The organism is Bacterioplanes sanyensis (genome assembly GCF_002237535.1).
GTDB lineage: Bacteria > Pseudomonadota > Gammaproteobacteria > Pseudomonadales > Oceanobacteraceae > Bacterioplanes > Bacterioplanes sanyensis_A.
The window spans coordinates 3,667,960-3,693,039 of the sequence record NZ_CP022530.1 but is presented as its reverse complement, the minus strand read 5'-3'; the positions used below and the strand labels follow the sequence as shown (position 1 = coordinate 3,693,039).

At 52.0% G+C, this 25,080-nt stretch carries 20 protein-coding genes; 13 read left to right on the top strand and 7 right to left on the bottom strand.

Annotated features, from left to right (window positions below; genetic code table 11):
* Positions 1-132 precede the first annotated feature (132 nt).
* Positions 133-3,018 carry a TonB-dependent receptor plug domain-containing protein gene (locus CHH28_RS16740; RefSeq protein WP_094061393.1) on the top strand — a complete coding sequence of 962 codons (2,886 nt, stop codon included), beginning with the start codon at positions 133-135 and terminating at the stop codon, positions 3,016-3,018.
* Positions 3,019-3,131: 113 nt separating this feature from the next.
* On the opposite strand, the gene CHH28_RS16735 is transcribed toward CHH28_RS16740, so the two are convergent.
* The gene (locus tag CHH28_RS16735; RefSeq protein WP_094061392.1) at positions 3,132-4,088 is read right to left on the bottom strand and encodes a helix-turn-helix transcriptional regulator; all 957 of its coding nucleotides are present in this window, start codon (positions 4,086-4,088) and stop codon (positions 3,132-3,134) included.
* Between the two features lie 225 nt (positions 4,089-4,313).
* Here CHH28_RS16735 and CHH28_RS16730 point away from each other — a divergent pair, with 225 nt between their 5' ends.
* The 3 genes from CHH28_RS16730 to CHH28_RS16720 all read left to right on the top strand — a co-directional run bounded on the left by CHH28_RS16730 (position 4,314) and on the right by CHH28_RS16720 (position 8,837).
* Positions 4,314-5,318 carry an efflux RND transporter periplasmic adaptor subunit gene (locus tag CHH28_RS16730; RefSeq protein WP_094061391.1) on the top strand — a complete coding sequence of 335 codons (1,005 nt, stop codon included), beginning with the start codon at positions 4,314-4,316 and terminating at the stop codon, positions 5,316-5,318.
* 6 nt (positions 5,319-5,324) lie between these two features.
* Entirely contained in the window at positions 5,325-8,369 is a 3,045-nt protein-coding gene (locus CHH28_RS16725) for an efflux RND transporter permease subunit (RefSeq protein WP_094061390.1), read from the top strand.
* A 120-nt stretch (positions 8,370-8,489) separates the two neighbouring features.
* A complete protein-coding gene (locus tag CHH28_RS16720; RefSeq protein ID WP_199243932.1) occupies positions 8,490-8,837 on the top strand; it encodes an endonuclease/exonuclease/phosphatase family protein in 348 nt (115 codons plus the stop codon).
* Between the two features lie 39 nt (positions 8,838-8,876).
* Here CHH28_RS16720 and CHH28_RS16715 read toward each other — a convergent pair whose 3' ends face one another.
* On the bottom strand, positions 8,877-10,007 hold the full coding sequence (locus tag CHH28_RS16715) for a hypothetical protein (RefSeq protein WP_094061388.1): 1,131 nt from the start codon (positions 10,005-10,007) through the stop codon (positions 8,877-8,879).
* Positions 10,008-10,285: 278 nt separating this feature from the next.
* Here CHH28_RS16715 and CHH28_RS16710 point away from each other — a divergent pair, with 278 nt between their 5' ends.
* The 5 genes from CHH28_RS16710 to CHH28_RS16690 all read left to right on the top strand — a co-directional run bounded on the left by CHH28_RS16710 (position 10,286) and on the right by CHH28_RS16690 (position 15,002).
* Positions 10,286-11,128: a DUF2971 domain-containing protein gene (locus tag CHH28_RS16710; RefSeq protein WP_157729969.1), complete on the top strand. Its 843-nt coding sequence runs from the start codon at positions 10,286-10,288 to the stop codon at positions 11,126-11,128.
* Positions 11,125-12,231: a hypothetical protein gene (locus CHH28_RS16705; protein WP_157729968.1), complete on the top strand. Its 1,107-nt coding sequence runs from the start codon at positions 11,125-11,127 to the stop codon at positions 12,229-12,231. Before CHH28_RS16710 ends, CHH28_RS16705 begins: the two co-directional genes overlap by 4 nt.
* Before the next feature lie 406 nt (positions 12,232-12,637).
* A complete protein-coding gene (locus CHH28_RS16700) occupies positions 12,638-13,450 on the top strand; it encodes a helix-turn-helix transcriptional regulator (protein WP_094061385.1) in 813 nt (270 codons plus the stop codon).
* A 113-nt stretch (positions 13,451-13,563) separates the two neighbouring features.
* Entirely contained in the window at positions 13,564-13,932 is a 369-nt protein-coding gene (locus tag CHH28_RS16695) for a VOC family protein (protein ID WP_094061384.1), read from the top strand.
* Between the two features lie 311 nt (positions 13,933-14,243).
* Entirely contained in the window at positions 14,244-15,002 is a 759-nt protein-coding gene (locus CHH28_RS16690) for a substrate-binding periplasmic protein (RefSeq protein WP_094061383.1), read from the top strand.
* Between the two features lie 174 nt (positions 15,003-15,176).
* On the opposite strand, the gene CHH28_RS16685 is transcribed toward CHH28_RS16690, so the two are convergent.
* The 3 genes from CHH28_RS16685 to CHH28_RS16675 form a co-directional block, all read right to left on the bottom strand.
* Positions 15,177-16,055, bottom strand: coding sequence for a PhzF family phenazine biosynthesis protein (locus tag CHH28_RS16685; RefSeq protein WP_094061382.1), 879 nt, complete (start codon positions 16,053-16,055; stop codon positions 15,177-15,179).
* Positions 16,056-16,117: 62 nt separating this feature from the next.
* Positions 16,118-16,456 (bottom strand): MerR family transcriptional regulator, encoded by a 339-nt coding sequence (locus CHH28_RS16680; protein WP_094061381.1) that lies wholly within the window; start codon positions 16,454-16,456, stop codon positions 16,118-16,120.
* On the bottom strand, positions 16,434-16,664 hold the full coding sequence (locus CHH28_RS16675; protein ID WP_094061380.1) for a hypothetical protein: 231 nt from the start codon (positions 16,662-16,664) through the stop codon (positions 16,434-16,436). Before CHH28_RS16675 ends, CHH28_RS16680 begins: the two co-directional genes overlap by 23 nt.
* 408 nt (positions 16,665-17,072) lie before the next feature.
* Here CHH28_RS16675 and CHH28_RS16670 point away from each other — a divergent pair, with 408 nt between their 5' ends.
* Positions 17,073-18,083: a hypothetical protein gene (locus CHH28_RS16670; protein WP_094061379.1), complete on the top strand. Its 1,011-nt coding sequence runs from the start codon at positions 17,073-17,075 to the stop codon at positions 18,081-18,083.
* Positions 18,084-18,524: 441 nt separating this feature from the next.
* A complete protein-coding gene (locus CHH28_RS16665; RefSeq protein ID WP_094061378.1) occupies positions 18,525-19,157 on the top strand; it encodes a MarC family protein in 633 nt (210 codons plus the stop codon).
* Positions 19,158-19,259: 102 nt separating this feature from the next.
* Here the strand turns inward: CHH28_RS16665 and CHH28_RS16660 are convergent, their stop codons facing one another.
* Positions 19,260-20,159 (bottom strand): DMT family transporter, encoded by a 900-nt coding sequence (locus CHH28_RS16660; protein ID WP_094061377.1) that lies wholly within the window; start codon positions 20,157-20,159, stop codon positions 19,260-19,262.
* A gap of 146 nt (positions 20,160-20,305) precedes the next feature.
* Between CHH28_RS16660 and CHH28_RS16655 the strand changes: the two genes are divergently transcribed.
* Positions 20,306-21,241, top strand: coding sequence for a LysR family transcriptional regulator (locus CHH28_RS16655; protein ID WP_094061376.1), 936 nt, complete (start codon positions 20,306-20,308; stop codon positions 21,239-21,241).
* A gap of 176 nt (positions 21,242-21,417) precedes the next feature.
* Here CHH28_RS16655 and CHH28_RS16650 read toward each other — a convergent pair whose 3' ends face one another.
* Complete coding sequence (locus CHH28_RS16650) at positions 21,418-22,278, bottom strand: AbfB domain-containing protein (RefSeq protein ID WP_094061375.1); 861 nt, start codon at positions 22,276-22,278, stop codon at positions 21,418-21,420.
* 577 nt (positions 22,279-22,855) lie between these two features.
* Between CHH28_RS16650 and CHH28_RS16645 the strand changes: the two genes are divergently transcribed.
* The gene (locus CHH28_RS16645; RefSeq protein ID WP_094061374.1) at positions 22,856-24,910 is read left to right on the top strand and encodes an OPT family oligopeptide transporter; all 2,055 of its coding nucleotides are present in this window, start codon (positions 22,856-22,858) and stop codon (positions 24,908-24,910) included.
* Positions 24,911-25,080: the final 170 nt, after the last annotated feature.

Genomic DNA, 25,080 nt, shown 5'->3' with positions numbered 1-25,080 from the left:
TGTTACATTGGTCCGCGTTCTGCTTAGGGATGTAGCGAAAAGTTCCGTTAAGGCGGAAAAAGAATAGTGACCTGCTAATTGCAGCACCAGAAAATAAAGAAGCTCAAAAGGCTTCCACTTGGAGAGAGTGTAATGAAAAAAACCCTTCTTTCTCGAGCCGTTATTTTAGGTTCGTTGGGGACAGTCGCTTTAACAGCCATGCCGATGGTTTCCGTTGCTGAAACTGAAGAGCAAGCCGTTGTTGAAGAAGTAATGGTGACTGGTTCGCGTATCCAGCGTAGCACTTATACCAGTCCGACTCCTGTTACTGTATTGAACGCAGACCAAATTAACGCTGCGGGCGCGACCAACGTTGCGGAGTTTTTGAAGCAAATTCCCCAAGCGTTTGCTGAAACCAATACGTCGACTTCTAACTTCTCGTCTACCACCGCCGGTTTGAATACCACATCTCTGCGTAACCTGGGCGCTGAGCGTACTCTGGTGCTGGTAAACGGTCGTCGCTTCGTATCAGGTACCAACCCTGGTACTGGTTATGCAGTGGACTTGAACTCAATTCCGACGGCATTGGTTGAGCGTATTGAGATTCTGACGGGTGGTCAGTCTGCGGTATATGGCTCTGATGCCATTGCAGGTGTTGTAAACATTATTACCCGTAAAGACATCGACGGCGTTGAAATCAGTGTGCGCAAGGGTAGTTCTTTTGAAGGCGGCGCAGACACGACCGACGTTGAGCTGACCATTGGTTCAGTATTCGAGCGCGGCAATGCTTACGTGAGCTTCGGTATTTCTCGCGAAGGCGGTCTGGAGGCGACAGACCGTGACTTCTCTGACACCGACCTCGCTGCTGCGGACACCAATGATGATGGTATCGCTGATAGCTGGCAGCCATTGTTGTCAAGCTACCCACCAGCTGGTCGCGTGACGGTTCAGGATGCAGATGGAAACCGCACTAACTTCTCTGGCGATGGCAGCGAATACGGTGGCGGCTTTAACCGTGCAGAATATCGCTATCTGACTCAGCCTCTGGATCGCAAATTTGCTGCAGCAGGTTTGAACTTCCAAGTGAGCGACACAGTGAAGGCTTACGCCGAGCTGAACTACTCGCTGGTTGAAAACGAAAGCAACATGGAACCACACCCGTTTGATATCAACGCCGACATTTTCGGTACCGATGTGGGTTCTGGTGCCAACGGCATTCCGCTCGACTCGCCAATCGTTCCACAGTCTTTGCGCGATTCGATTCTGAGTATTGATCCTACTGTTGAATACATCACCGACCTGGGCAACAACGCCGTTGTACGTCGTTTGGCCGAAACCGGTGCACGTGGTTCTGAAGTGAATCGTTCTACTATCCGCGCCGTATCTGGCTTGGAAGTTCAGCTGGACAATGGCTGGGTATGGGACTCTTACTTCAACTGGGGCCAAACCACTCAGACACAGTCTGAAAAAGGCGGTCTGAACGTTGGCCGTGCATACCAAGCTCTGGATGTTGTGACTGATCCTGATACTGGCGAAATCATGTGCCGCAGCGCCGCAGCCCGTGCAAGTGGTTGTGTACCATTTACGCCATTCGGTGAAGGTACAATCACTGCTGAGCAAGCTGACTACTTGGCTGCACCTGGCAACTTCTACAGTGAAGTGAAGCAGGAAATCTACAGCACCTCGTTGGCTGGTGATTTGCCAATTGAAATGAACGGCTATCCGATTGCATTCGCAGTGGGTGCTGAGTACCGCAAAGAGTCTGGTCAGGAGGCAGTTAGCGGCTTTAACCAAGTTGGTCAGGGTACCGCGAACCGTATTGCGCCAACCGACGGTGAATACGATGTGATGGACTACTTTGCTGAAGTCAGTATTCCTGTACTGCCAGGTTCTGCACTTGAGTTGGCTGCACGTGTAGGTGACTACTCGACCGTTGGTACGCAAACCACTTGGAAGGTCGGCTTTGATGCTGAGTTACCAGCAGACTTGCGTTTCCGTACTGTATATGCCAGCGCTGTTCGTGCGCCAAACGTGTCTGACCTCTATGCAGGTAAGGGCGAAACCTTCTTGACCGTGGTTGATCCATGTGACGGTCTGGGCTCGGCGGAAGAGTCACAGTCTGATTTGGTAAAACAGAACTGTCTGGCAGATCCTACAGTTGCTGCTCGTATCGATCGTGAGGGTGAGTTCGTACTGACTCAAGCCGAAGCGCAAGGTACCGGTGGTTTCATTGGCGGTAACGAAGACGTTCAAGAAGAGAAATCTACTTCCTTCACTGCTGGTCTGGTGTGGGCGCCAATCGATATCGATGGTCTGAACATCGCACTTGACTACTACGACATTGAAGTGGATGACGCGATTGATCAAACTTCGCGTACTCTGGTACTGGAGCGTTGCTATAACAAAGATGCTTCATCTTTCACTGCTGACTGCAACGGCGCAGTTTATCGTGACCCAGACACTGGTGCGCTGCTGCAAGCCAACTCAGGTACTTCTAACGAGAACATCCTGCGCGTTAGCGGTATGGACATTGAAGCCAGCTACCGTGCTCAGGTTGGCCCAGGCATCATGAATGCTTCTGTTGTTTGGAACCACCTGTTGAAGGACGAAGTTGAAGGCATTCTGTCTGGCGAAGTTCGTGACGACCGTGGTGAAGTTGCTAACCCAGAGAACAAAGCGATCTTTGGTGTGAACTACTTGTACGGCGACCTGATGGTCGACTGGCGTATGCGTTACTGGGGTGAGGTTGTAGACTCAAACGACCCAGACGTAGAAAACGCAGCATGGTTGGGCGGTAATATGGACGGTAGCAGCTTGAATGAAATCGATGCTGTTATGTACCACGACTTCCGTGTTGGCTATGACTGGAAAGGTGACTACAACTTCCACGTAGGCGTGAAGAACGCTTTCGACGAAGAGCCACCAATTCTGGGTCAAGGTACTTTGTCTAGCCAAGAAAATACCGGTATGAACACTGACGCTCGTGCATACGACGTTGTTGGTCGTGCTTGGTATGCTGGTGTGAAAGCTCGTTTCTAAATCTCTGATTTGAAAATGAGTTAAAAAAAGGGAGGCTTAGCCTCCCTTTTTTTTGTGTCTGCAATAAGTCGCCACTTGCAAAAGCGACCACAGATTAGATGCCATTTATCGGATTAAAACGCTCTTTCTAGCGGTGGCCAGTTCGAGTGAACAATGGTCTCTTTTTTGTCTCCCCAAAAACTGGGGGAGCAGCCTGCCCACTTTTTAAAAGCCTTTGAAAAATTCGCCACATTGGCATAGCCCAGGCGTACGGATATTTCACTCACCGTTAAATAGTCTGTTTCCAGCCAGCAGCGCGCTTGTTGCAGGCGTACCTCTGCCAGCAATGTTTGATAGCAGTATCCACAGTCGTGCAGCCGTCGTTTAAACGTTCGCTCCGATAGCAGCAGTTGCTCGGCGATTTGTTGCTGTGATAAGGGGTTGTGTAATGACGAAGCTAATAAATTCATGGTTTTTTCGACAATATTCACAGCGCTATTGCGCGAGTGCTGGCTGTCGGTGCTGTGGCTTTCGATACTGTTTTCGCGGCTCCGGTGCCAGAGGGCAAATTGTGTATCGCTCATGCTGACGATGAGATGGCTGGCATCGGACTGCACTACACTCGGGAAAAAACGCGGATACATGCTTGCCTGTGCTTTAGCCGAAAAAGGCAAGTGCAGAGTGATTGGCTCCAATTGCTGTTGGCGCGACCAAGGGCAGCGAGCATGTGTGTACGCCAACAGCGCTTCCCAAAAGCCAGGGTGGTACTGCGTGTGGCGAGGTTTGAAAATCAGATTAACCGTGTCTTTATCTGGTGCCAGCTCAGCGGACACCAATTGCTGTAGCCAGGTTTGTTGCTGCAATTGAGCAAAGTGGCTGCGGCCATGTTGCAGCCCCAGCTGCATGCCAAACTGCAAAAACAAAGTGTTTTTGGCTGATGTCACCGTTGCTTGCTCGATGATCGCCAGTGCCTGTTCGAAGGGTGTTAAACAGTAGGGGGGGGCGTCGAACTTGGGAAGCTGAATGCCGTGGCGCGCCAGTACCATGGCGGCGGCTTGCAATGGGTCGCTGTGCTGAAGTGTCTGTTCCATGGCGCCACCTCTGTTTTCTTAGAGCCTTTACTCTAATAATATTTACACATCGTAACAATGTTGAAAGGGGCGACTTTTGTTGGCTAACTGGCGGTAATGGACCCCAGCTGGCAGCGCCCACTCACGGCTTCGTTGGCTTTAAGTTGACGGCGTTAACATGCAGGCGCTAGTATGTTTTCGATGTAAACATTGTCGCGTTTGCCCCATCGACTAGAGGACCCTTGGATGAATCTTTGGTGCACAGCCTTATTACTGTTGTTACCCCTATTTGGCCAGTCGGTTATGGCACAGCCTGCGGTGGTGGTGCAGGTACAAACGACTCAGCAACGTGCGTTTTCGCAACCTGTATTCGTCAGTGGCTTGCTGGAAAATCAGTCCGAACAGACCCTGGCATTTAAGGTTGCTGGGCTGGTGCAATCGGTGCCAGTGGATGAAGGCAGTCGGGTTAAACAAGGGCAAGTCCTGGCGGCACTGGACCTTGAAGAGATCGATGCGCGAGTGGCCAAGGCGGAGTCGGTGTTGGCCAATGCCGAGCGTCAATTGACGCGCTTTCAATCTTTGCAAGGCAGTAATGCGTTATCAATTGAGCGTTTGCAGCAAGCGGAAACCGAAGTTCAGGTCGCCCGTTCAGACTTGACGGTGGCACGCTTTAATCAGCGGCATGCGGTGATTCGTGCACCGGCCGATGGCCGGGTACTCAAGCGCTTTGTGGAGCCCAATGAACTGGCGGCCGTGGGCACGCCAATGTTTGCGTTTGCCGCCGATACCGACGGCTGGGTGTTGTCTGCCGGTGTGACCGATCGCGATGTGGTACGTTTGCGCTTAGGCGATGAAGCGCAATTGTCTTTTGATGCCTTTCCTGGGCAGACGTTTGCGGCGGAAGTGAGCGAAATGGCCGGGCGCGCCGATGCATCACACACCTTTCGCCTAGCGCTGCGCATTGAACAGGCGGATGCCAATATGCTGGCCGGTTTGGTCGGCCACGCGCAAATAACCCCGTCGCGTCAGTATCAGGCCACGCCATTGCCCTTAACTGCCATGGTGCGCGGTCATCATGGCGAAGTAGAGGTATTTATTGCCCGCAACCAAACCGCGGTGTTACAGCGTTTGCCGCTGCTGGCGCTGCAAGATGACACCCTGTGGGTGGCCAATTTAGCCAGCGATACCGAGGTCATTGTGCGCGGTGCACAATACCTGACCGACGGCGCTGCCATTCGTATTCAGGAGTAATTGAACATGCAATTACCTGAGTTGGCAGTACGCAATCACCAATTTACCTGGGTGATGTTTTTGCTGCTGCTATTGTTGGGCGTTGTTTCATTCTTTTCTATGCCGCGCTCTGAAGATCCACAGTTCGATTTTTCTGCCGCCGTGGTGAAAGTGGTCAACCCGGGGACCACGCCGCTGGATATGGAAAAGTTGGTGGCCGATCCTATTGAGCAGGCCATTAACGAACTGGACGATTTGCGCGTCATTAAAACCAACATCGAAGATGGGCTGGTGGTCATTCGCGTTGAGTTTTTGTATGGCACTGACCCGGAGGATAAATACGACGACGTCGTCGCCGCCGTTGGTCGTGTGCGCGCCGATCTGCCCGACAGCATTGTCGATTTGGACATTGATAAAATCTCCCCGGCCGACGTCAGTATTTTGCAATTGGCATTAACGGCGCAAGACGCCAGTTACCGTGTTTTACAGCGCCATGCCGATGCCCTAGAGCAGCGCTTGGAGCGTGTGGCCGGTGTTAAGCGAGTGGATGTTGCTGCCTTGCCACAGTTGGAGGTGCAGGTACAGGCCGATCAACGCACCTTAAATGCACTGGGTATCAGTGTGGATGAAATTTACCAGGTGATTAGTCAAGCGGCTGCCAACACCCCGGGCGGTCATGTTAATGCCGGTGCGCGTCGCTTTACCGTGCGCACCAGCGGGGATTTTTCCTCATTGCAACAAATCCGCGATACACCACTAAGAGCGCAAGACGGTCGCACCATTTATGTGCGCGACTTGGCTCGGGTGCAATTGACCGAAGGTCTGCCCAGCTACCGCGCCAAGTTTAATGGTGAAAAAGCAGTGTTTTTATCCGTCGTGCAGCGCAAGGGCTCGCAAATATTTGATGTAATGGCCGGCATCGATGCCGTTCTCAATGATTATCAGCCTCGCCTTAACGAGGGCGTGCGTGTGCAGCGGGTGATGGACCAAAGCGTCAGCGTCGAGCGCCAAATCAGCGGTTTTTTCAGCAACTTAAATCAGGGCTTGGTGCTGGTAGCGGTGTTGGCGCTGCTGGTATTGGGCTGGCGTCCTGCCTTGGTGGTGGTCACGGCCATTCCGTTGTCGATTTTTATTGCCATTGGCTGGGTTGATTTTAGCGGTTTTGGTCTGCAGCAAATGTCGATTGTCGGGCTGGTGATCGCCCTAGGGCTGCTGGTCGACAACGCCATTGTGGTGGTCGAAAATGTGTCGCGTCATTTGCGCGACGGTGATTCCAGCAGCGCCGCAGCGATAGAAGGCAGTCGGCAAGTCGCTTGGGCGGTGACCAGCGGTACTCTGACTACCGTGCTGGCATTTTTACCCATGCTGTTACTGCAAAATGGCTCTGGCACCTTTATGCGCGCCATGCCGGTCACGGTTACCTTGACGTTATTTGCGTCGCTGCTGATTGCCTTGATGTTGACGCCATTGCTGGCAAGCAAAATTGCCCGTGCCGCAACACCGATGCCCAAAGCGCAGCAAGCGCTAGAACGCTTTGCTTCAACAGTGTATTTGCGTTGGTTAAATAAGGCACTGAAATACCCGGCGCGGGTGATGGTGGTATCTATTGCGCTGCTAGTGGCCAGCTTAAGTCTGTTTCCGGCCATTGGTGTCAGTTTATTTCCGAAAGCGGAAAAGCCCATGATTCTGGTGAATATCGACATGCCAGAAGGCACCAGCTTTGCCGATACACAACGCATGGCCAATCGCGTGGAAGCCATAGTGAGTCAACAAGAGTTGGTGGTAGATATTGCGCAAAATGTTGGCCGTGGTAACCCTCGTATTTATTACAATATTTTCCCCAGCCGCCAGACGGTGAATTTTGCCCAGCTGTTTGTCACCCTAAAAACCAGTAGCCTGGATGATGTTGAGCCGTTGGTGGTTTCGCTGCGCTCGCAATTGGCAGACATTGCCGGTGCTCAAATTCTGGTAAAAGAATTTCTGCAAGGTCCACCCATTGAAGCGCCGGTGTCGATACGTGTGATCGGTGAAGACTTAGACGAGTTGCAACGCGTGTCACGCGATATCGCCGATCTGATGGATGGCACACCAGGTGTGGTAGGCGTTGATAACCCGGTGGGTAAACACAAGGTAGATTTGCACGTAAATATCAACCGCGACAAAGCGGCCATGCTTGGCATACCGCTGAATCGTATCGATAAGACCATTCGAACAGCCCTGGTCGGCGCCACTATGGGCAGTTACCGCGACGATGAAGGCGAAGAATTTCCGCTCACGCTTAGATTTGCCGAGTTTCCAACGCCTCAGTTGGCGGTGTTCGATGGCATTTATCTAACCACCGCATCTGGCAGTTTAATGCCTTTAAAGCAGGTGGCAGAAATTGAACTACAGACCAGCATTGCGCGTTTTCAGCACTACAATACCGAGCGCATGGCACGCGTCACCGCGGACGTTATTCCTGGTTATACCACCGAGGCCGTCACCAACGCCGTGGTTGAGCGGTTGCAGCAATACGACTGGCCAGCAGGGATGCGCTTTTCCGTCGGCGGTGAGCAAGAAAATCGCAAAGAAGCCTTTGGCGGTATGACACAAGCGCTCATCCTGACCGTGTTTGGTATTTTTGCTGTGTTAGTGCTGCAGTTTCATAGTTTTGTGCAGCCGTTAATTGTGTTCGCCGCCATTCCCTTTGCCTTAATTGGCGCCTTGGTAGCACTGTACATAACTGGCTATACCTTCAGCTTTACGGCGTTTATTGGCTTAACTTCGCTGATCGGTATTGTCGTCAATAACTCCATTATTCTGGTGGACTATGCCAACCAAATGCGCAAAGACGGCATGGAAAAACTGGATGCCATTGCCGCTGCCGCTCGCACACGATTTGTTCCCATTGTACTGACCACACTGACCACCATTGGCGGGCTTCTGCCGCTGACGTTGTCCGGCTCTAGCATGTGGTCACCGATGGGGTGGGCCATTATTGGTGGTTTGTTGGTGTCAACCTTGCTGACCTTGATCGTGGTGCCCGTGCTGTACCAATATTTAGGCCGCATGAATCAGGACGATTTGGCTTAACACTTACACGCAACGCCCCAAGGCCAGAATGCTGGCCTTGGGGCTTTCAGGTATTAGGGCTGAGGTGTACTGGTCAACTGATTCCGGACAAGGCTTTTAGTTTCTCTTCTGCGGCGTGAGTTGGGCGAAAACTGGTTGCGTTCAAACCACCGCACAGGACATGTGATTGTGCTGGGTGATCTGAACGTGGCGCAAGAGGGCGGGGCGTATGGCGAGATTCAAGCCTGGGGGATCTACAACGATCGTGATAATGATGGTCGCCCAGACTTTTATCACGCAGCAGGCTCTGTCGAAGACACGGAGTATACCGGACAGGTTAATAGCGATATTGACCACATTTTAATCTCGGACGAGCTAAAGGATGCGTGGAGCGTTGTGCCGGCATCTCAACGTAATGCTTACCTCAATACGACGGTCTCTGATCACGCGCCAGTCAAAACGACGCTGAGTATTTCAGGGTCTGATTGATTGCAAGCCCCCTCACATATTGCCGAGGGGGCGACGCATTTAACTCTCGACGGCTTCAATGATAACCACTACGCGAGGCTCGCCTCCGCTTCCGCTCGAAATTCGGGCTTCAACCGAAACATACTCATTGCTGTTATACATGCTCTTATCAGAGCCATGCTTCTCGATGTCTTCGCTGATCTCTGTCGCGCTGACATCGCCATCAAGGTTTACAAGCACCTTGTTGTGCCCCGACATAAGTGGAACGCTAATCCCAAGGTTAAACGTAGTTTCGATTTCTTCGCTCTTAAACTGAACGCCGTACTCAACGCCAATTAGGGCGGAGTCACGCTTGCTGCAACATATATAGCCAGTGGAGAAATAGGTTTCCTCCTCTTTACCGTCTGCGAGCCATGGGTAGCTGGCGATTGCGCCAGGGATGCTATTGACCAGAGATAACCCCTTTCCGTGTTTGGTGTTGTCATTGATGAACTCAAACGTATAGGGGGATTTATTAAGGATGATGCAGTGGGCGTCTGTCATCTTATTGAGTGGAGGGAGTGGGATCGTTGTCGACACATTGAAAACGTATTCAGCAACCTTTTTAATCAAGGCGGGAGTGGCAGCATCGATCCCCAATTGCATTGCCTTGGTAATGACTTTGTTGAACTCGCTAGAGGCTATAGTGCTTCCAGTCATCTGAGTGGCAGCCTCGCTGCTTTCCGGGTTGCTTAAAAAATCCAGTACTGTATCGGCGTCCACCTCACCTTCAGCTAGTGCATTATTCATCCGGAAGAAGGCCAGGATGCGTTCCTTCTCCTCAGCTTCAGGGGCGCTCCCTTGAGGGTAAGAACTTCGCGGTTCATGAAGCATTTTCGAGCCTGCTCCTAAGGCAGACATTGCAGTAACGGTTCTGTCTACGGCTGAAATGATTTCAGACGTGTTGTTTGCATCGGCGATTCCTTTTGCCGCGTACTGATTAATAGGGAAGGGGGCTGTTATATCCGACACGCTTCGGAGTACGTCTCGACCTAAATCCAAAAGCACTGCGTTGATCTCATGAAAGATCCTGTCGCTTTCCGCCTGCTTGATTTCATAGAGGTGCTCATAGCTCTTGCCCTTCGCATATGCCGAACATAGGTGGCTGTATACTTCCTCTTTATCGGCTGAGTCCTGATCGTAGTTTCCCATATTCAATTCCTTGTGATGCATCGCTCCATTGCGACTGCGTAATGGTAGTTCAGAGATTGGTGGGAGTCGGTCTCCCGGCATTCAGCTTCGAAATCCCCGACGGGCAGTCTTACTGCGGCCAATGGCCTGTAACCACGGCGGTGCCTACGTTTGGGCTGAGTGGTCTCGTAAGTTAGTCACGCTTCAGGTGGTGGTCCATGTTACATGGGGTAACCTAGTGCCTAGACACTGCTATTGACAAAGGTATGATTGACCTAAACTGTCTAGGAAGCCCTGAAGTGGAAGAGAAAGACTGGGAAGATGAGAGCGGTGAAAGGTTCATATTTCGCCATAGGCCAGCGACTGTGTATGCGCTTGGGGAGATAGAAAATGACAAACTTCTATTTCAAAGCCGAAAAAAATTGAATGATCCTGGTGAGTTGCAAATCGACTTTTGCAGCTCGGAGACCTTAACTGAGGAGTCCTTGCCCGCCTTAATTGAAAAGGTTCTTAATATCCATGCTGGGGCAATGGAGTCTGATACTGAAGAAAGCTGGCGAGAAGGCCTAGAGCGATTAAAAGGTGTTTCCGAAGAACGGGCAGATGCTGTCAGAGCCTTTCGCAAGCACCATGAGCATCAAATTGAAGAGATCAAACTCTCGGTAGAAGAAAATCTTAAGCTTGGGGTTTGCTGCTTCACAAAGGCTGGGCTTAGTCAAACCATGATTGCTCACTATGGACAGAACTCTGGCGTGATTCTGGCGTACAAGCGCACGGAGCTAGCGCCGGACGAAAAATGCCTGCGAGAAGTAACATACAGCGCTAGGCCGTTCTTGTTGAATGCTATTGACATTTACTCCAGCGCAGATCCAGATGAGGCATTTCGAAGGCAACACCAATTCATGGCGCATAAGGCAGCATGCTGGGCATACGAAAAAGAGCTTCGGCTGATTCTCAAAAAGGAGGGGCCGGCAGTGCATGCTGTCAATGCTCAGGCCTTAGCAGGAGCTTGTTTGATGCCAAATGCTGACGCATCTTTCTCTCGTCTTGTTAAATCCATTTGCCAACAAAGGGGGATTCCTCTTTTCAAAATCGACGCCAGCGATGCATACAAATACGTGGCCAAGAGGGTGAGCGAGTGACCAAATCTCGCACATCAATGATCGACCTCCCCAAGATCTCCATCCGAAATATTGCATACCACTTCTCGTGGATGACGATTGGCGCGTTGTTCTACTGGCTCATTCCGCAGTTGTTCCAAGTGAATGGTGTTGGGGCTTTTGTGACTGTAGCTTTGGGAGTATCGGCGCTGTCTATCATCGTGTGGAGAGCGTCTCGACCACGACCTTTCAATGATGAGACTCAAGGTGATGGTTTATTCGATCCCATCATTATAGTTTCCGTCGTGGTGCTGCTATTACTTGCATTCTATTGCTCTTGGTTCTTGATCGGGCACGGCAAGAGCCCCTCTGGCTCTGTGAGTGACTGGGCCGCCTTCGGCGACTTCTTCGGTGGAGTTCTGAATCCAATCATCGCTGGGGTTGGCTTGATACTACTTCTGAAAACGCTGAAGCAAAATGAAAAGGCGTTACAGCAAGCTGAGAGGATGATTGAGCAGGGTAATGATGCCTTGAGTCAGAATGCAGATGAGTTGAAGGCATCGAGGGCCGAGTTGGCGAGAGCAGCTGAAGCTCAATTAAGATCCTTTGAGCTAGAAACTGCGCGCGATGAACGGAAGCTTCTTGCGATGAGGATTGGCGCAGTTAGTGAAAATCTGAAGAGCTTTGTGGAGTATAGGTTTACTTCCTCTTTCATTGATGTCGATCCTTCATCGATAGCATATGTATCCACGCTTACTCAAAAGGGTAATTTCGTTAAAATATTTGTAGAGAATGATCAAAGTTTCTGTAGATATATAGATGAGATGATTTCGGTTTTCGCTAGCCTAGAGTTTGAAATTAGTAGCGCTGTAGGATTCAAATCAGATATCACTATATCCTGCGAGTTCAGCAGTGCTTGGAGATCCAGTCAGCATGCAAGAAATTTCATCAAAAGCTTAAGTGCTGGAAAAATAGTCGTGGAAGCTATGCCTAGCGAAGAGGAGATGTGCAATGCATCTACGAGCGACCTTCCATATCTAACTTCATCCGTATCAATTGGGCATGGACAGGTTCAAATGTGGTTGGACGTTCTGGACAAAGTGGATGACTCCTTATCCCTAGCGACTAAACCCCCTTGGTTTTAAAGTGGCTAGGGCGCACGAAAGTACTTTTGGTTAGTTGTAGCGGCATAGATCATGGCGTACGGCTGGTTTCAATAGTTTTTAAAATCGACGGAAGTCACTCCCCACTCATCTTCCGCAGCAGCCTAAGGATCTCCTCCTGGGTTGCTTCTAGCTCGTCTACTTTCTGAGCGGTTTTATCTAGCCTGGTGACGGACCATATGACAGGCATATTCATGCTTGCTGTCAATGTTCTCTAGGCCGTCCGAGCCCCTCAACGCTTTGCCAAAACAGGTCATCAGCTCAATCTGTCGACTTTTATTCGTGTGTCTCGCCGGGGCTGTGACTGCCTTTTGGCCTTGTGCCTGTGCCTATTACCTCACCTGTGTTAGCGTCTGTTTACGCGGCGTTTAGGCATCAAGGAATAAGCATGGACTACAACACCTTCGAACCGAGTGAAGAGCTAGCCTCCCTTATCAACTTCTATTGGACGCTTGAAGTCGCGGCGGAGGAAAACCCAGCAAAGCAGATCATTGTGCCTGACGGTGGTATTGAGCTGGTGTTTATTCTGGGAGATGACATTCGCCGTTTTATCTCAGAGACAGAGTTTGTGCTGCAGCCCCGTGCCATGATTCTCGGCCAGACCAGTCAGCCGTTTTACGTTCAACCTACGGGCTATGTGAACAGCTTTGCGGCGAGTTTCTCGCCGTTTGGTTTTTCGTTGTTTGTCGATATGCCGCTGAAAGAGCTGAGGAATAAAGAAACTCCCATCGCTGAGGTGTTTGGCCAGCCAGCCGCCGATCGCTTAGAGCAAGCCATCATTGATGCGCCCACTACTAAGGATCGAATCAAGGCCGTGGAGGCATTCTTGCTGGACAGGCTCACACACCAGCAGCGCATTGAAGGTGTGGTGCAAAAAACCGTGCAATTAATCTCGGAAAGCAATGGTCAGCTGTCGATTGACGATGCCGCTCGCTACGATGCCAGCCAACAGCGTCAGCTCGAGCGAAAGTTCTTACAGCAAGTCGGCATGAGCCCGAAACAGCTGTGCAAGCTGGTACGCATGCAATCGGCATTAAAGCTGTTGTTGAATCAAGAGGGTAGCCTGACCGATATCGCACACGACAGCCGCTACTACGACCAATCGCACTTTATCAAAGACTTCAAACACTTTACCGGGGTATCGCCGAGCAAATTCCTGCTTGATAAAAGCTCAGCGCTTTCAACGGCTTTTTATAAATAGCGTGTTTATCGCATGTGATTGTCGGTTTTTTACAATTGGCATCTGGCTGCTGGCATTAGGTTACGACGTAGCGACGAGACATCGTCCCATTTAACGGATAAAGAGGGTGAACAATGAGCAACTTAGCTGCCATATTTGAGATTCCAGCCACCGACCTAAGCAGAGCAGCGGCGTTTTACAGTGCCATCTTGGAGGTGTCCATTGAGGTCATGGAGATGGACGACATCAAGCTGGGCCTATTTCCCTACGATGAGCAGTCGACGGTGGGCGTGATTATGCAAGGCGAAGGCTGCGTGCCATCGGCTGCAGGCGTCACCGTGTATTTAAACGCAGGCGACGATTTACAACTGGTATTATCTCGCGTTGAGCCCAATGGCGGGAAGATTCTGTTAAGCAAGACGCCCCACGCCGACGACAGCGGCTTTTTTGCTCTGTTTCTAGATTCGGAGGGCAATCGCCTGGGGTTGCATTCGCCCAGCTAGTTCTCCATCCAACCCCCGTTGCTCACGCAGTCTTGGTTTTATGGGGACACCGAGCTTAGCTCGTTTCAGGCCCGTTTAGTGCCAACTGTGAGCCAGTGCTGAATCTAGCGTTTGATCCAATGGCGTCTGTCGTCTGGCCATCCGCTGCATTTAGCACAGTTCGTCGTGATGGCGGCGGGATAGTAGCGGGATGGTGGCGGGATGGTCGTGGTGTGGTAGCGATATGTTAGAAAGTTGCGCCGCACGCTTTACAGCGCCAGATTGCTTATCAACACTGGCTAAGGGATGCCTGTGGAGATACGGCTGTGCGAATGCTTGCCTGCTGCGTGCTGGGCCTATGGTGGTGTCCGCTGCTATGGGCTGATGACCTGCAAACCGACACCCTAAAGATCGCCTCGGAAGAGTGGCGTGGCTACACCAACGAAGACGGCAGTGGCCTGTACTGGGATATTATTCGCTCTGCTTTGGCGGGCAGTGCGTTGCGCCCGGAGTTTTTAACCATGCCATGGAAGCGGGCTGAGATGTTGGTCCTCAATGGCGATGTGGATGCCATTGCCGGTGTGTATGATGAGCCCGATCGTTTCACGATTCCTCGTTGGCATCTTATGCTGGAAGACCCGGTGGCGCTATTGGCCGCACCCAGTGTTCAGCTGACCGTACTGCTCACGTTAGAGCAGCTCGCTGGTCGGCGCATCAGCTGGATTCGAGGGTACGATTATCACCGCACCCTACTGCAGGGTATTACCGTTGAGCTGCTGGAAGTGTCACAGCGAGTGCAAGCGGTGCGCTTGGTGGCCAGTGAGCGGGCGGATTTTATGATCGATTACGAAGCCTTTATTCGCCAAGCCGCCAACGAGCAATCGATCGATCTTGATGCGGGGTATCAGATCCACATTCTGGCGCCCGGCAAAAAGTTATATCTGACATTTCAAAAATCTGAACAAGGTAGGCGCTGGGCACAGCAGTTCGATGCTGGCATGGAAAAGTTGGTTCAGTCGGGCGAGATTGATCGTATTTATCGTAAATGGGCAATCTCACACAGTAACTTTGGTGCCGATGAGTTTCAGTGATTATCAATACGCCGCTTAGTAACACGCTCTCCACATGAGCCCATGGAAGCAAGTGCCCGTTGCCTAATTTCGTAACCAGGCATCTCACTCACCAATCCCCGAGCGATAAGCACCTAACAATAAATTGATGGCACTTATCGTTGGGGCAGTCAGTGTTCGGTCACTCGCGTTGAGCTATATCGACACGCTAAGGGTGCGAGCAAAGCTGGCGATACCACCCGCCATCAGCGATTGGATTTTATGTCTCGCCAGCTGCAGTTTGACCTCAATCAGGCTAGGAGATGGCTGCGCCATGGCGTGGCCCTGCTCAATCCACCAATTGGCCTGGGGTTGACCACTGCGCTGTTGTAATAAACAGGCTAAGGGCCCTGCGGCCATGCCGGTGGCCGCTTCTTCGCTGATGCCATAACGCGGTGCAAACATACGACTGCTGGCGTGGCGCTCCGCGGGCGAGGCAGTGTCACTGCTCTCCAAGGTGTACACATACAAACCCACCAGATCCAGCTGCTCAGACAGTTGCGACAACAGTGACTGATCCACCGTCAGTGCTTGCAGTTGTTGGAAATTCGCCAGCTCCACCAGTGCAAAACCATTGCCGGTATTGACCAGCTGCGGTTCGCTGCACCAGTGAGCGCCCTGCAAAATAGACGCCAGCAATTGCTGGTCGTGCTGCAGAGATTGATACACCGGCGCTTGCTGCTGCATATACACCCGGCCTTGGTCGAGCCAGATGTCGCGCACACCATCAATGGTTTCTTTGCTACTGCGCGCTGAGGAAAAGCGTCCTTGCTGTTGCAGCCAGGAAAACGCCGCCACCGTGGCATGGCCGCAGTGAGCGATTTGCTGCGTTGGGGTAAAAAACTCTAAGGTAAAATCCGCTCGTTCAGAGCGCGATACAAAGGCCGTTTCCGATAAACCTACTTGAGCTGCGATGGCTTGTTTTTGCGCCGCCGTTAACGCATCGGCATCCATCACCACACCGGCCGGGTTGCCGCCACCTTGCGGGCTGGCTGGGTCAACGAGCGCCTGCATGATTGTTACGTCGATATTCATAACTTGTACTCCGAGTTAAATAACATCCAACGGCAGCCTAACAAGTTAGAGTGTGCTCTAAGTCAAGGGCTGAAGCGGCGCAGTTTTTTCTCGGTGACTTCGATGTAGTGATGAATGTCTTGCTGTTTGAGGCGCAACTGCTGCAAATGCAGGCTTAGAATTTCCTGCTGGGTTGGCTGATCGCCACTGCGTACCGCATCAGAATAACGCCGAATCAGCGCCAGGCTCATGCCGGAGTTTTTCAAGCAATCGACCCAGTTGAGCAGTTCGATGTCATCAGGCCCATAGTCTCGATGGCCGCTGCTGTCTTTGGCGGCGGCATTGATTAGCCCTTGTTTTTCGTAGTAGCGAATGGTGTGGGTGCTTAACCCCGTCATTTCACTGATTTGGCCGATTTTCATCTGCTTCCCGCCGTAGATTGACGCCAATAATGGAGACCAGTAACCATGCCATCACGAGCCCTTGCATTAAGGAATAGCCACGCTCAGGCTGATCGTCCCAAAATCCGGCCAACGCCACACCGGACATCATCGCCATAAAAAAAGCGGCATTGCTTTTCAGGCTCTGCCGGATGCGGCTGAACTCTTCCAACCAGTCTTGCCAAGACATCGTATTTCCTCGTTTACGGGATGAACCAATCAGAGACAGCCAGCACCGAAATAAACGCAAGGGTTAATCAGATAACCTCAGTGTCATGAAAAGGATCTGCGCTTACATGGCAACACCTTTATATCACGGTGACGATGGCCAAAAAATGTCATCCTGGGATGGGTCATTGTTCACCCGCTTGCGCCGATGTTTATGCCAGAGCACGGCTGAGTTCACACCGCTGTCGAATGATTGGTCTCGCGTAGGTCTTATTCTTATTTGATGCGGTAATCGTCTTTGCAGTCGTTTAGAAGCGGTTTTTTCGGTAAAAAGCCAACGGAAGCGTGCGGTTAATGCTTCTAATGGTGTTTAACAGTGAATGGCACCACTTTTGCTGACTCCACAGCCGGGCAAGTGAGGGAGTGAACCATGTCGGCGTGGGGCAAAGGTAACGGCTATCAGCCAACTCTGGATCAAATGCAGGGCATGCAGTTTGGCAAAACCGCTGTGGATAAATCCCTGTCTGGTGGTTCTCTCGACAATAAAAAGTTAAAAGACAGCTGGCGCATGGGTCAGGAGGACCACGGCTACGGCGGCCATGGCAAAGATGAGACCATGCGCACCTCTGCGGCCACGGCGTTGCTCGTCGATATGGGCAAAGCGGGTGTTCCTGAAGATCAGGTGGTCGAGGCGGCCAAGCAGTTGTCGATGGACCGCACCGATACGGCGGCACTGGTGTGGTACAACCAGGTGGATCATATGGGCAAGGCGGTGGAGATGGGCGGCCACCCGGGCAGCCTGAGAAACCCAAGTCAAATGACGGCCGGTCGGGGAACGCACAATAAAGGGCACAACTCGCGCGACTCGGCGAGAATTCGCGCCGCCCAAACCGAGTTTACCGCCTTAGACCCGAAGTCGACCGGGTATGACCCCAAAGCCACCCGAGCAGCGATTGGTATGATGGGCGTTCGCGCCCAATTAGAAACCATTCGTACAATGTCCACCCCGTTAGAGGAATTCGGCGCACGCGGTGTCTCCGGCGAGCAATTGACCCATGCTCGGCACGGCCCGTTAAGCGATGCTGGTAACTTTGGCCGCATGGCTGCGTTTGTGCATGACAGCCGTGAGACGATGAAGTGGGACGCGGCCCGGCGGTTAATGACCCGCGGTTTGCACGATCATGTGCCACAAGAAATGCAAGATTATCTCAATCACAGCAAAGGCGATCATCACCAGGCGTTGGCCATGTATCAGCATCAGCTGTTTCAGGGCGCCGAAACGCGGGTGAATACCGCTACGACGTCGCAGGCGGACAACCTAGGGGCGGATGAAACCTTGCAACACGCGGCATCAGAAATGCAGCAAAAGAGCCGAGCTCGGGCGTTAAGCATACCGCGTAAAATGGTTAACCCACCGCGTTTGCTGACGAACGATCAGTAGTCAGTGACCATTTATTAGCAACCATTTATTAGCAACCCGTTATTACCAACCAGGGCCCAATAGCATGGTGACAATGAGCGATCACCGCAGCGATAGAGCAGAACCGTTCGCTGTCGGCGTTGCAATACATCTCGATATCTCTATGCTCACCGCGTTACTGGTTCCACCAACCTTTGACGGCGCTAGCTGCTACCTTTTCTGAATAGATCGGCGGTACAGACAGTCTTGCTGAGCTTTGCGGCGGCTGATTCTGTTGTGTCTGACTCTGCTGATTCTAGTGATGTGATTGTTAGAGGTGTTGCTGTTGCAGGTATTTGTGCTTCAGGGGCTTATGTTGCAACGCCATTGGCGTAGACTTTTTTGTGATCAGAATCTCCATGATGTTCGCGGCTGAGCCGTGCGATTGCCAATAGTAAACCGGCATTAACCAGAAGGTGTTTTATGTGGGCTGAATTTTTCTCGACCTATCTCAGCAGTACCGTGCGCTTTGCTTTTCTGTTGGCGCCCTTTTTTGTGGTGACCATGTTTTTAGCCCTGACGCGGGGCCAGCCTGCGGTTGAGAAAAACTCCATTATCCGCCGGGCGACGCTGGCGGCTTTGGTATTGGGATTGGTGTTGTTTTTTGCCGGCCCGGTGCTGTTCAGCGCCATCGGCATTACGCTGAATTCATTTCGCATTGGCGCCGGTTCATTGTTGTTTCTGACGGCCATCAGCTTGGTGAACAGCGGTACGCGCAATCACGCCACCGGTTTGCCGCAGGAGGATCGTGACGACATTGCCGTGGTGCCAATGGCCATCCCGGTGATTATTGGCCCGGCGACCATAGGCGCCATCTTGGTGTATGGCGCTGAGTTAAAAAAGGTGCCAGAAGTATTGGGCGGTGTGTTGGGGCTGGTCACGGGCTTATTGTTGTTGGCGCAACTGTTGTATTTGTCGGGATACTTAGAGCGTATCTTGGGAAAAACCGGCCTTAATATTTTGTCGAAAATCAGCGGCTTGATTCTTTCTGCCATGGCGGCGGAGATCGTGTTGACGGGGATTGCTGGCTTTATTAAATCGGCCGGTCTGGTTTAGCCGTTAGTGCGCGTCGGTGCCACGACGGCACCGACAAACAATCATTCGGGCTAATGGCTGCAGCGAGCTGCAAGGTTCGTGCGCCACGTTGGTGGTGCGTTATTAACTGGAAGCGCTGTGATATTCGCTGTCGGCAATGTAATGACTGGCTGCCTTGGTGTTACGATGGTGTTGCAAGCCAATTAAAATCAGCGGAACCACAATCATCAGGCTGCCGAGCATAAACCAGACATCCGGCGCTTCACCAAACCAAATCCAGCCAATCGCCACCGCCCATATCAGACCGGTGTATTCCGCACTGGTGACTTGGTTGGCATCCACTTGTTGATAAGCCAGCAAAACGGTGACGTTGTAGCCCAAAATAAACAGCGACGAGCCGATGGCACTGATCAGTATCGACGAATCCCATTCCGCGCCTTCGAGCAACATCAACACGGCCGTGGCGGGCAACACCATTAGGTAGGTTAGAAACAGTTTGTGCACGGTGCTTTGCTGCGCCGGCAGTTTGCGCACCATCAGCGCATTGATGGCCAGCGCCATGGCAGAACCGAGGGCTGCGATGGCTCCCCAGTTAAACGCCAACGGCCGCAAAATTACCAGTATGCCCAAAAATCCGCAGATGACCGCGACCACGCTCAGCACGGTCAGCTGCTCACGAAACACCAACACCGACAGCACCATCACCAGTACCGGTGCGGCATAGAATACGGCATTGGCGGTGGCCAGCGGCAGTGCGCCTAAAGCAACGACCATACACAGAATGCCGCCCAGGTGAATGTGGGCACGGAGAATATGCGTGCGCGCGCCCTCGAACAGTTTGCGCTGGTTGATCTGCTTCCACAGTGGCAATAGGAACAGCAGCGTTAACGCACAGCGCAGAAAAGCAAACTGAAATACCGGTGCGCCGGGTTCCAGCAGCTTGATAAATACGTCCGAAACTAAGGCCAGGGCATTGCCAATCACCAGCAGCAAAATAGCGCCGCTGACAGTTTTTCCAGACATTCAGAGTCCTCGGTGTGGTTGTGGGCAGTGAGGTTCGGATGCAAAGCGGCGGTTGCACGGTTTGCCGTTATCCGCCCGGGCAGTGTAGGGTGGGGTTGCTATTGGATAAAATGATGTTTATTGATCTGCTATTAGGTTTTTAGATAATGAAGCTGCCCCCGCTGAAAGCGTTACCCGTGTTCGAAGCCGTGGCTCGCCTCAACAGCTTTTCGCTTGCTGCTGAGGAGTTGGCGGTTAGCCAAAGTGCGGTGAGCCATCAGATCAAACAACTGGAAACCTATTTGGGAGAAAAGCTGTTCCTGCGCAGCGGTCGGCAGCTGACCTTGACGGAAGAAGGCAAGCAGTACCTGGAACCTATCGGCTCGGCGCTGTTGCAAATTGAACGCGCCAGCGAGCATATGCTGGGCCGTGAGGAGTCGCGCCTGCGCCTGGCATGCTTCAGCTCCTTTGCCGTGCGCTGGTTGATCCCCAGACTGCCGGACTTGCAGCGGGCACGCCCACAGCTGGATTTGGCGCTGGAAATGACCATGCACAATCCGCAATTGTCTGATCGCATCGCGGATTGTTTTATCACCATTGATACCTCATCACCGGCGTTTAGCTACGAATTGCTGTACAAGGAGCGATTATTTCCGGTCTGTAGCAGCGATTATTGGCAGCGCATTTGCCGCCAGCTAGAGCTTGATCCACAAGCGCAGAGCGAAGAGGGTTTGGCAGCGGCGCAGCTGGCCAACTTTCCACTGCTCTCAACGCAGACCATTTTTAATCGCCAGGCCGGTGATTGGCAGGCTTGGTACGAGGTGGTGGCGATGAGTATTCCGAGCTCGGCGCGTATTCAGCACTTCAGCCACATGCTCCTGGCGTTGGAAGCCGCTCGTTACCACCAGGGCATTGTGCTTACCAACGACTACATGCTTAGCACTCTCGAAGACGCGGATGATTTTGTGCGCCTACCTTGCCACCATGTGATTACTGGGGATTGTTTTCACTTCGCGTGGAAAACCAGTCGACGACGAGAGCAGGGTATTCAAACCTTACGCCGTTGGTTGGTGGCACAGGCCGAGGCCGACGGTTTGCGCTAGGCGCTTTGTGCAAACTGCGTGGGGCCGTGTCTTTACTGGCTTTGTAATAGAACGTGGTTTTTGATGCAGCCTGAATATTGTTAACGACGTTTGGCGTATTTGTGTATGCGACGGCACTGGCATCGACTGTTTGATCAGAGGATGATTCGCCAGAGTGCCATCGCAGATACGCCACTTTAGTGCACGATTAAATCGAAGGACGCATCCAGAGTATCTAGCTCGGACTGAATATTATCCAGAATAAATTGATAGTTCTTATGGCGGATATAAAGGTTTTGTGTGAACGGTGCTCTAAACGCAAAGCGCTTGCTGTCGGCGTAGCTGTCGACCGCCCAAAAAGACGCGTCTGCTTTTAGCTGTAAAGCATCACCGCTGTTGGCCAAAGAATCCATGCGCAACTTATTGTTTTGATGGCGCAGATAGAATCCGCGATGGCTGACCGATTCGAATGAGATCTTGTTGTGGCTGTCCAGCAGGCCGGCTTTCACTTCAAACTTAAAGTCATTGCTATTGGCATCGCATGGGCGCAAATGCATGGCATAGTTTTCATGCTTTAAACACATATTGGGATAGTTCTGCGAGCGAATAGAAACGATCTGGCTCATTGGGACGTCGTCACGCACGGTTGATGGAATCGGGCGTGGAGGGTACTCGCCACGGCACAGCCAAGCATTGCTGCAGCTGCCACGCAGTTTCAGAATCTCTGGCAGGCTGTTGTTGCCCACCATGTTGCAGAAATAAAAGTGCTGGCCATGGCCAAAACTGTACACTTTGGCGTGTTCTTTGGGTGATGTCACTGGCCACATTCTCAGCTTGCAACTGTTAGAGCGCGGTGCGCACTCAAGACGGTTCTGATCACCCGTAGACATCTTAGCTTTCTGATAAGGAATCCACATAGCGCGATCATTACCATTAAAGACTTCAATATTGACTGCTACGTCGATGCCGTTGCAGTGATCAACGTATACCTGGCCAGCCAACGTTTGGTGGCTGATACCCAGCATAAGAGTGAGTGCGAATAATATTTTTTTGGACATTGTTTTTCCTTAACTAGATGGTCGTTTTACGACGCGGCGGATCATAGCTTCGACTTCTGCCGGTGCTCGCTCTTTAACGAAATGGTTGATATTTTTAATAAAATATTAGTAGTTGTCTGTTTGATAAATGAACTTTTTTTATGGCTAGCAAATGGGGGTAAAGCTCATTTTTGCGCTTGAAGAGTTTTTGTGTTTGGTCCGCTTTTGGAAGTGGAAGTGGAAGTAGCAGCAGGCGGGTAGTGAGGGAGCGAGAGGGCTGGCAGTAGAAATTGACCGTCAGCTAAAGGAAAAATGAGCAGAGTCAAAGTCCAACAAGGAAAAATTAGACACAGTGTCTGAATTTTAAGCCCTGATCACCTTCGTCGCCTTTGCGAGGTTGATCGAACCTAGCCTGTGGGGCAGTCTTCATTTTATAGAATGTCACGGGTGTTATAGATTCCCCGCTATGAGCTAAGGCGTTGTGTGTTTTGACAGCTTTTGGGTCAGGCTGCGGCGGGGCATGATAACCACAATTTGGATGCACACTTGGGCGCGAATGATATGCGCTCCAACTACAATGTGATGAAGGATGGAATCCATGGCGAAGGTGTACACGCCGCTGGTATCAGCGCAGCGCCAGCTCCCTGAACTGACACTAAAAGCCTTATTGTTGGGCGCTTTTTTATCAATGTTGCTGGCGGCGGCCAATGCGTACATTGGCCTGCTGGTTGGTCTGACGGTCTCCGCGTCTATTCCTGCGGCCGCGGTGTCGATGGGAATACTGCGGCTATTTCCTCGCTCCAATATTCTCGAAAATAATATGGTGCAAACGTCGGCCTCGGCAGGTGAGTCGTTGGTGGCTGGTATTATCTTTACGGTCCCTGCGTTGGTCTTGATGGGTGCTTGGTCTGAGTACTCCTATTGGCCTTTGGTGAGTGTGGCGGTGCTGGGTGGGGTGCTGGGCGTGGCGTTTACCATTCCGCTGCGCCGCGCACTGATTATTGAGGCCCAGCTTACCTTTCCTGAGGGCGTCGCCACCGCAGAAGTGCTCAAAACAGGTGGAGTCGAAAAAACAGCCCAACACCCAGCTGAGTCACAGGCCGGTGTCGCGCATGATGCGGGTGGCCAAGGGTTTAAAACATTGCTTCGAGCGGCTGGCCTGGGCGCGTTATACAAAGCGCTGGAATCTGGTTTTGGCATAATCGCAGGCGGGGTTGCCAATGTATCGGCCTGGTTTTCTGGCCGTTTTTTGTTGATGGGGGATATTGCACTGTCGCCGGCGCTATTAGGGGTTGGGTACATTGTCGGGCTGAACATTGCTTGTCTGGTATTTTTAGGTGGTGTGATTGGAACGCTGATCGGTGTGCCACTGAACTGGCTGCTCAACAGCGATGCCTTAATTCAGGCGGCTGGCATTGAGGCGACCATCGCCGCTACTGATTATACCGCGGCGCAATGGCAGGCCATTGCTGCTGAGGCCTGGTCGAATAATCGTCGTATTGGCGTTGGGGCAATGATGGTTGGCGGCCTTTGGTCGCTGCTGACGCTATTTAAGCCGTTGATGGCTGGCGTAAAGGCCAGCTTTGCCGCATATAAAACGCTCGGTTCCAGTGGCGCTGGAGTAATACGCACGGAACTGGACACGCCCATACCCTATGTGCTGGTGGTGGCATTGATCAGCACCATTCCGCTGTTTTTTATTTTTTATACCAGCTTGGCGGAGTATCCGGGCCGCTTATCGGTGTCGTTATTTATGACCGTCATGATGCTGGTGTTTGGATTTATTTTCGCCTCGGTGGCGGGCTATATGGCGGGTTTGGTGGGGTCCTCGAACAACCCCATTTCCGGCGTTACCATTGCTACCGTCATTCTCTCAGCCTTGATTCTGGTGCAATGGATGGGCACGGATGGCATAGCCGCCAAGCTTGGGCCGGTGGCGGTGATTTATTTAGCTGCGCTGATTTGCTCTGCAGCGGCCATCGCTGGTGACAATATGCAGGATTTAAAGTGTGGCCACATTTTAGGGGCGACACCCTGGCGTCAGCAGCTATTTCAGGTGGTAGGCGTGGTAGCCGCTGCTTTTATTATTCCATTGGTGCTGCAGGTGCTGGACGCAGGATATGGCATTGGACGGCCGAGCCCCAATGCTAGTGCAGAGGGCAGTGCAGAGACATTTTTATCGGCGCCGCAAGCCGGTCTGATGAAGGACTTGTCTACCGGCATCTTTGGCGCCGGGATCGAGTGGCAATTTATCTATATTGGTTTTGCTTTGGCGTTGACGCTGATTGTGTTGGATAAAATCCAAGAGCACAGAGGATCATCCTTTCGCTTCCCGGTGTTGGCGGTAGCAGTAGGGATTTATTTGCCCGTAGGTCTGTCAGTGCCGATCTTTATTGGCGGCCTGTTGGCGCATCACGTGCGAAAAGTCAGTGCCAACGAATCTGAGGCAACACAAAAGCATCGTGCCAGTGCCGGACTGTTGGTTGCCTCTGGGCTGATCACCGGCGAAGCCTTGATGGGAGTGCTGATCGCCGTGATCGCAGCATTTGTCATGCCGTTGCCAGCACCCATGATGGTTGCACCTTACATTGGAATAGCGGCCATGGCGTGGGTGGTGTGGTACCAATATAAGCACTCCATGAAAACGTACTGACTTATGGGGCTATTAGTCAGTACTTTCCTTTGCAAATAACGGGCATAATCTAACCGGCTGACTGGCCACATGCAGAAAGGCGACCGTGTAGACACACATCGTTTTCTCAGTTGTGACGGCCAGCCAGACATCAGTTGCTCTAGCGGCGAGCTGACCAGCACACCATGGTG

Excerpts from the sequence above, each read along its gene's own strand:
- CHH28_RS16740 (WP_094061393.1), top strand. The coding sequence starts at position 133 with ATGAAAAAAACCCTTCTTTCTCGAGCCGTTATTTTAGGTTCGTTGGGG.
- CHH28_RS16735 (WP_094061392.1), bottom strand. The coding sequence starts at position 4,088 with ATGGAACAGACACTTCAGCACAGCGACCCATTGCAAGCCGCCGCCATG.
- CHH28_RS16730 (WP_094061391.1), top strand. The coding sequence starts at position 4,314 with ATGAATCTTTGGTGCACAGCCTTATTACTGTTGTTACCCCTATTTGGC.
- CHH28_RS16725 (WP_094061390.1), top strand. The coding sequence starts at position 5,325 with ATGCAATTACCTGAGTTGGCAGTACGCAATCACCAATTTACCTGGGTG.
- CHH28_RS16715 (WP_094061388.1), bottom strand. The coding sequence starts at position 10,007 with ATGGGAAACTACGATCAGGACTCAGCCGATAAAGAGGAAGTATACAGC.
- CHH28_RS16700 (WP_094061385.1), top strand. The coding sequence starts at position 12,638 with ATGGACTACAACACCTTCGAACCGAGTGAAGAGCTAGCCTCCCTTATC.
- CHH28_RS16695 (WP_094061384.1), top strand. The coding sequence starts at position 13,564 with ATGAGCAACTTAGCTGCCATATTTGAGATTCCAGCCACCGACCTAAGC.
- CHH28_RS16690 (WP_094061383.1), top strand. The coding sequence starts at position 14,244 with ATGCTTGCCTGCTGCGTGCTGGGCCTATGGTGGTGTCCGCTGCTATGG.
- CHH28_RS16685 (WP_094061382.1), bottom strand. The coding sequence starts at position 16,055 with ATGAATATCGACGTAACAATCATGCAGGCGCTCGTTGACCCAGCCAGC.
- CHH28_RS16680 (WP_094061381.1), bottom strand. The coding sequence starts at position 16,456 with ATGAAAATCGGCCAAATCAGTGAAATGACGGGGTTAAGCACCCACACC.
- CHH28_RS16675 (WP_094061380.1), bottom strand. The coding sequence starts at position 16,664 with ATGTCTTGGCAAGACTGGTTGGAAGAGTTCAGCCGCATCCGGCAGAGC.
- CHH28_RS16670 (WP_094061379.1), top strand. The coding sequence starts at position 17,073 with ATGTCGGCGTGGGGCAAAGGTAACGGCTATCAGCCAACTCTGGATCAA.
- CHH28_RS16665 (WP_094061378.1), top strand. The coding sequence starts at position 18,525 with ATGTGGGCTGAATTTTTCTCGACCTATCTCAGCAGTACCGTGCGCTTT.
- CHH28_RS16660 (WP_094061377.1), bottom strand. The coding sequence starts at position 20,159 with ATGTCTGGAAAAACTGTCAGCGGCGCTATTTTGCTGCTGGTGATTGGC.
- CHH28_RS16655 (WP_094061376.1), top strand. The coding sequence starts at position 20,306 with ATGAAGCTGCCCCCGCTGAAAGCGTTACCCGTGTTCGAAGCCGTGGCT.
- CHH28_RS16650 (WP_094061375.1), bottom strand. The coding sequence starts at position 22,278 with ATGTCCAAAAAAATATTATTCGCACTCACTCTTATGCTGGGTATCAGC.
- CHH28_RS16645 (WP_094061374.1), top strand. The coding sequence starts at position 22,856 with ATGGCGAAGGTGTACACGCCGCTGGTATCAGCGCAGCGCCAGCTCCCT.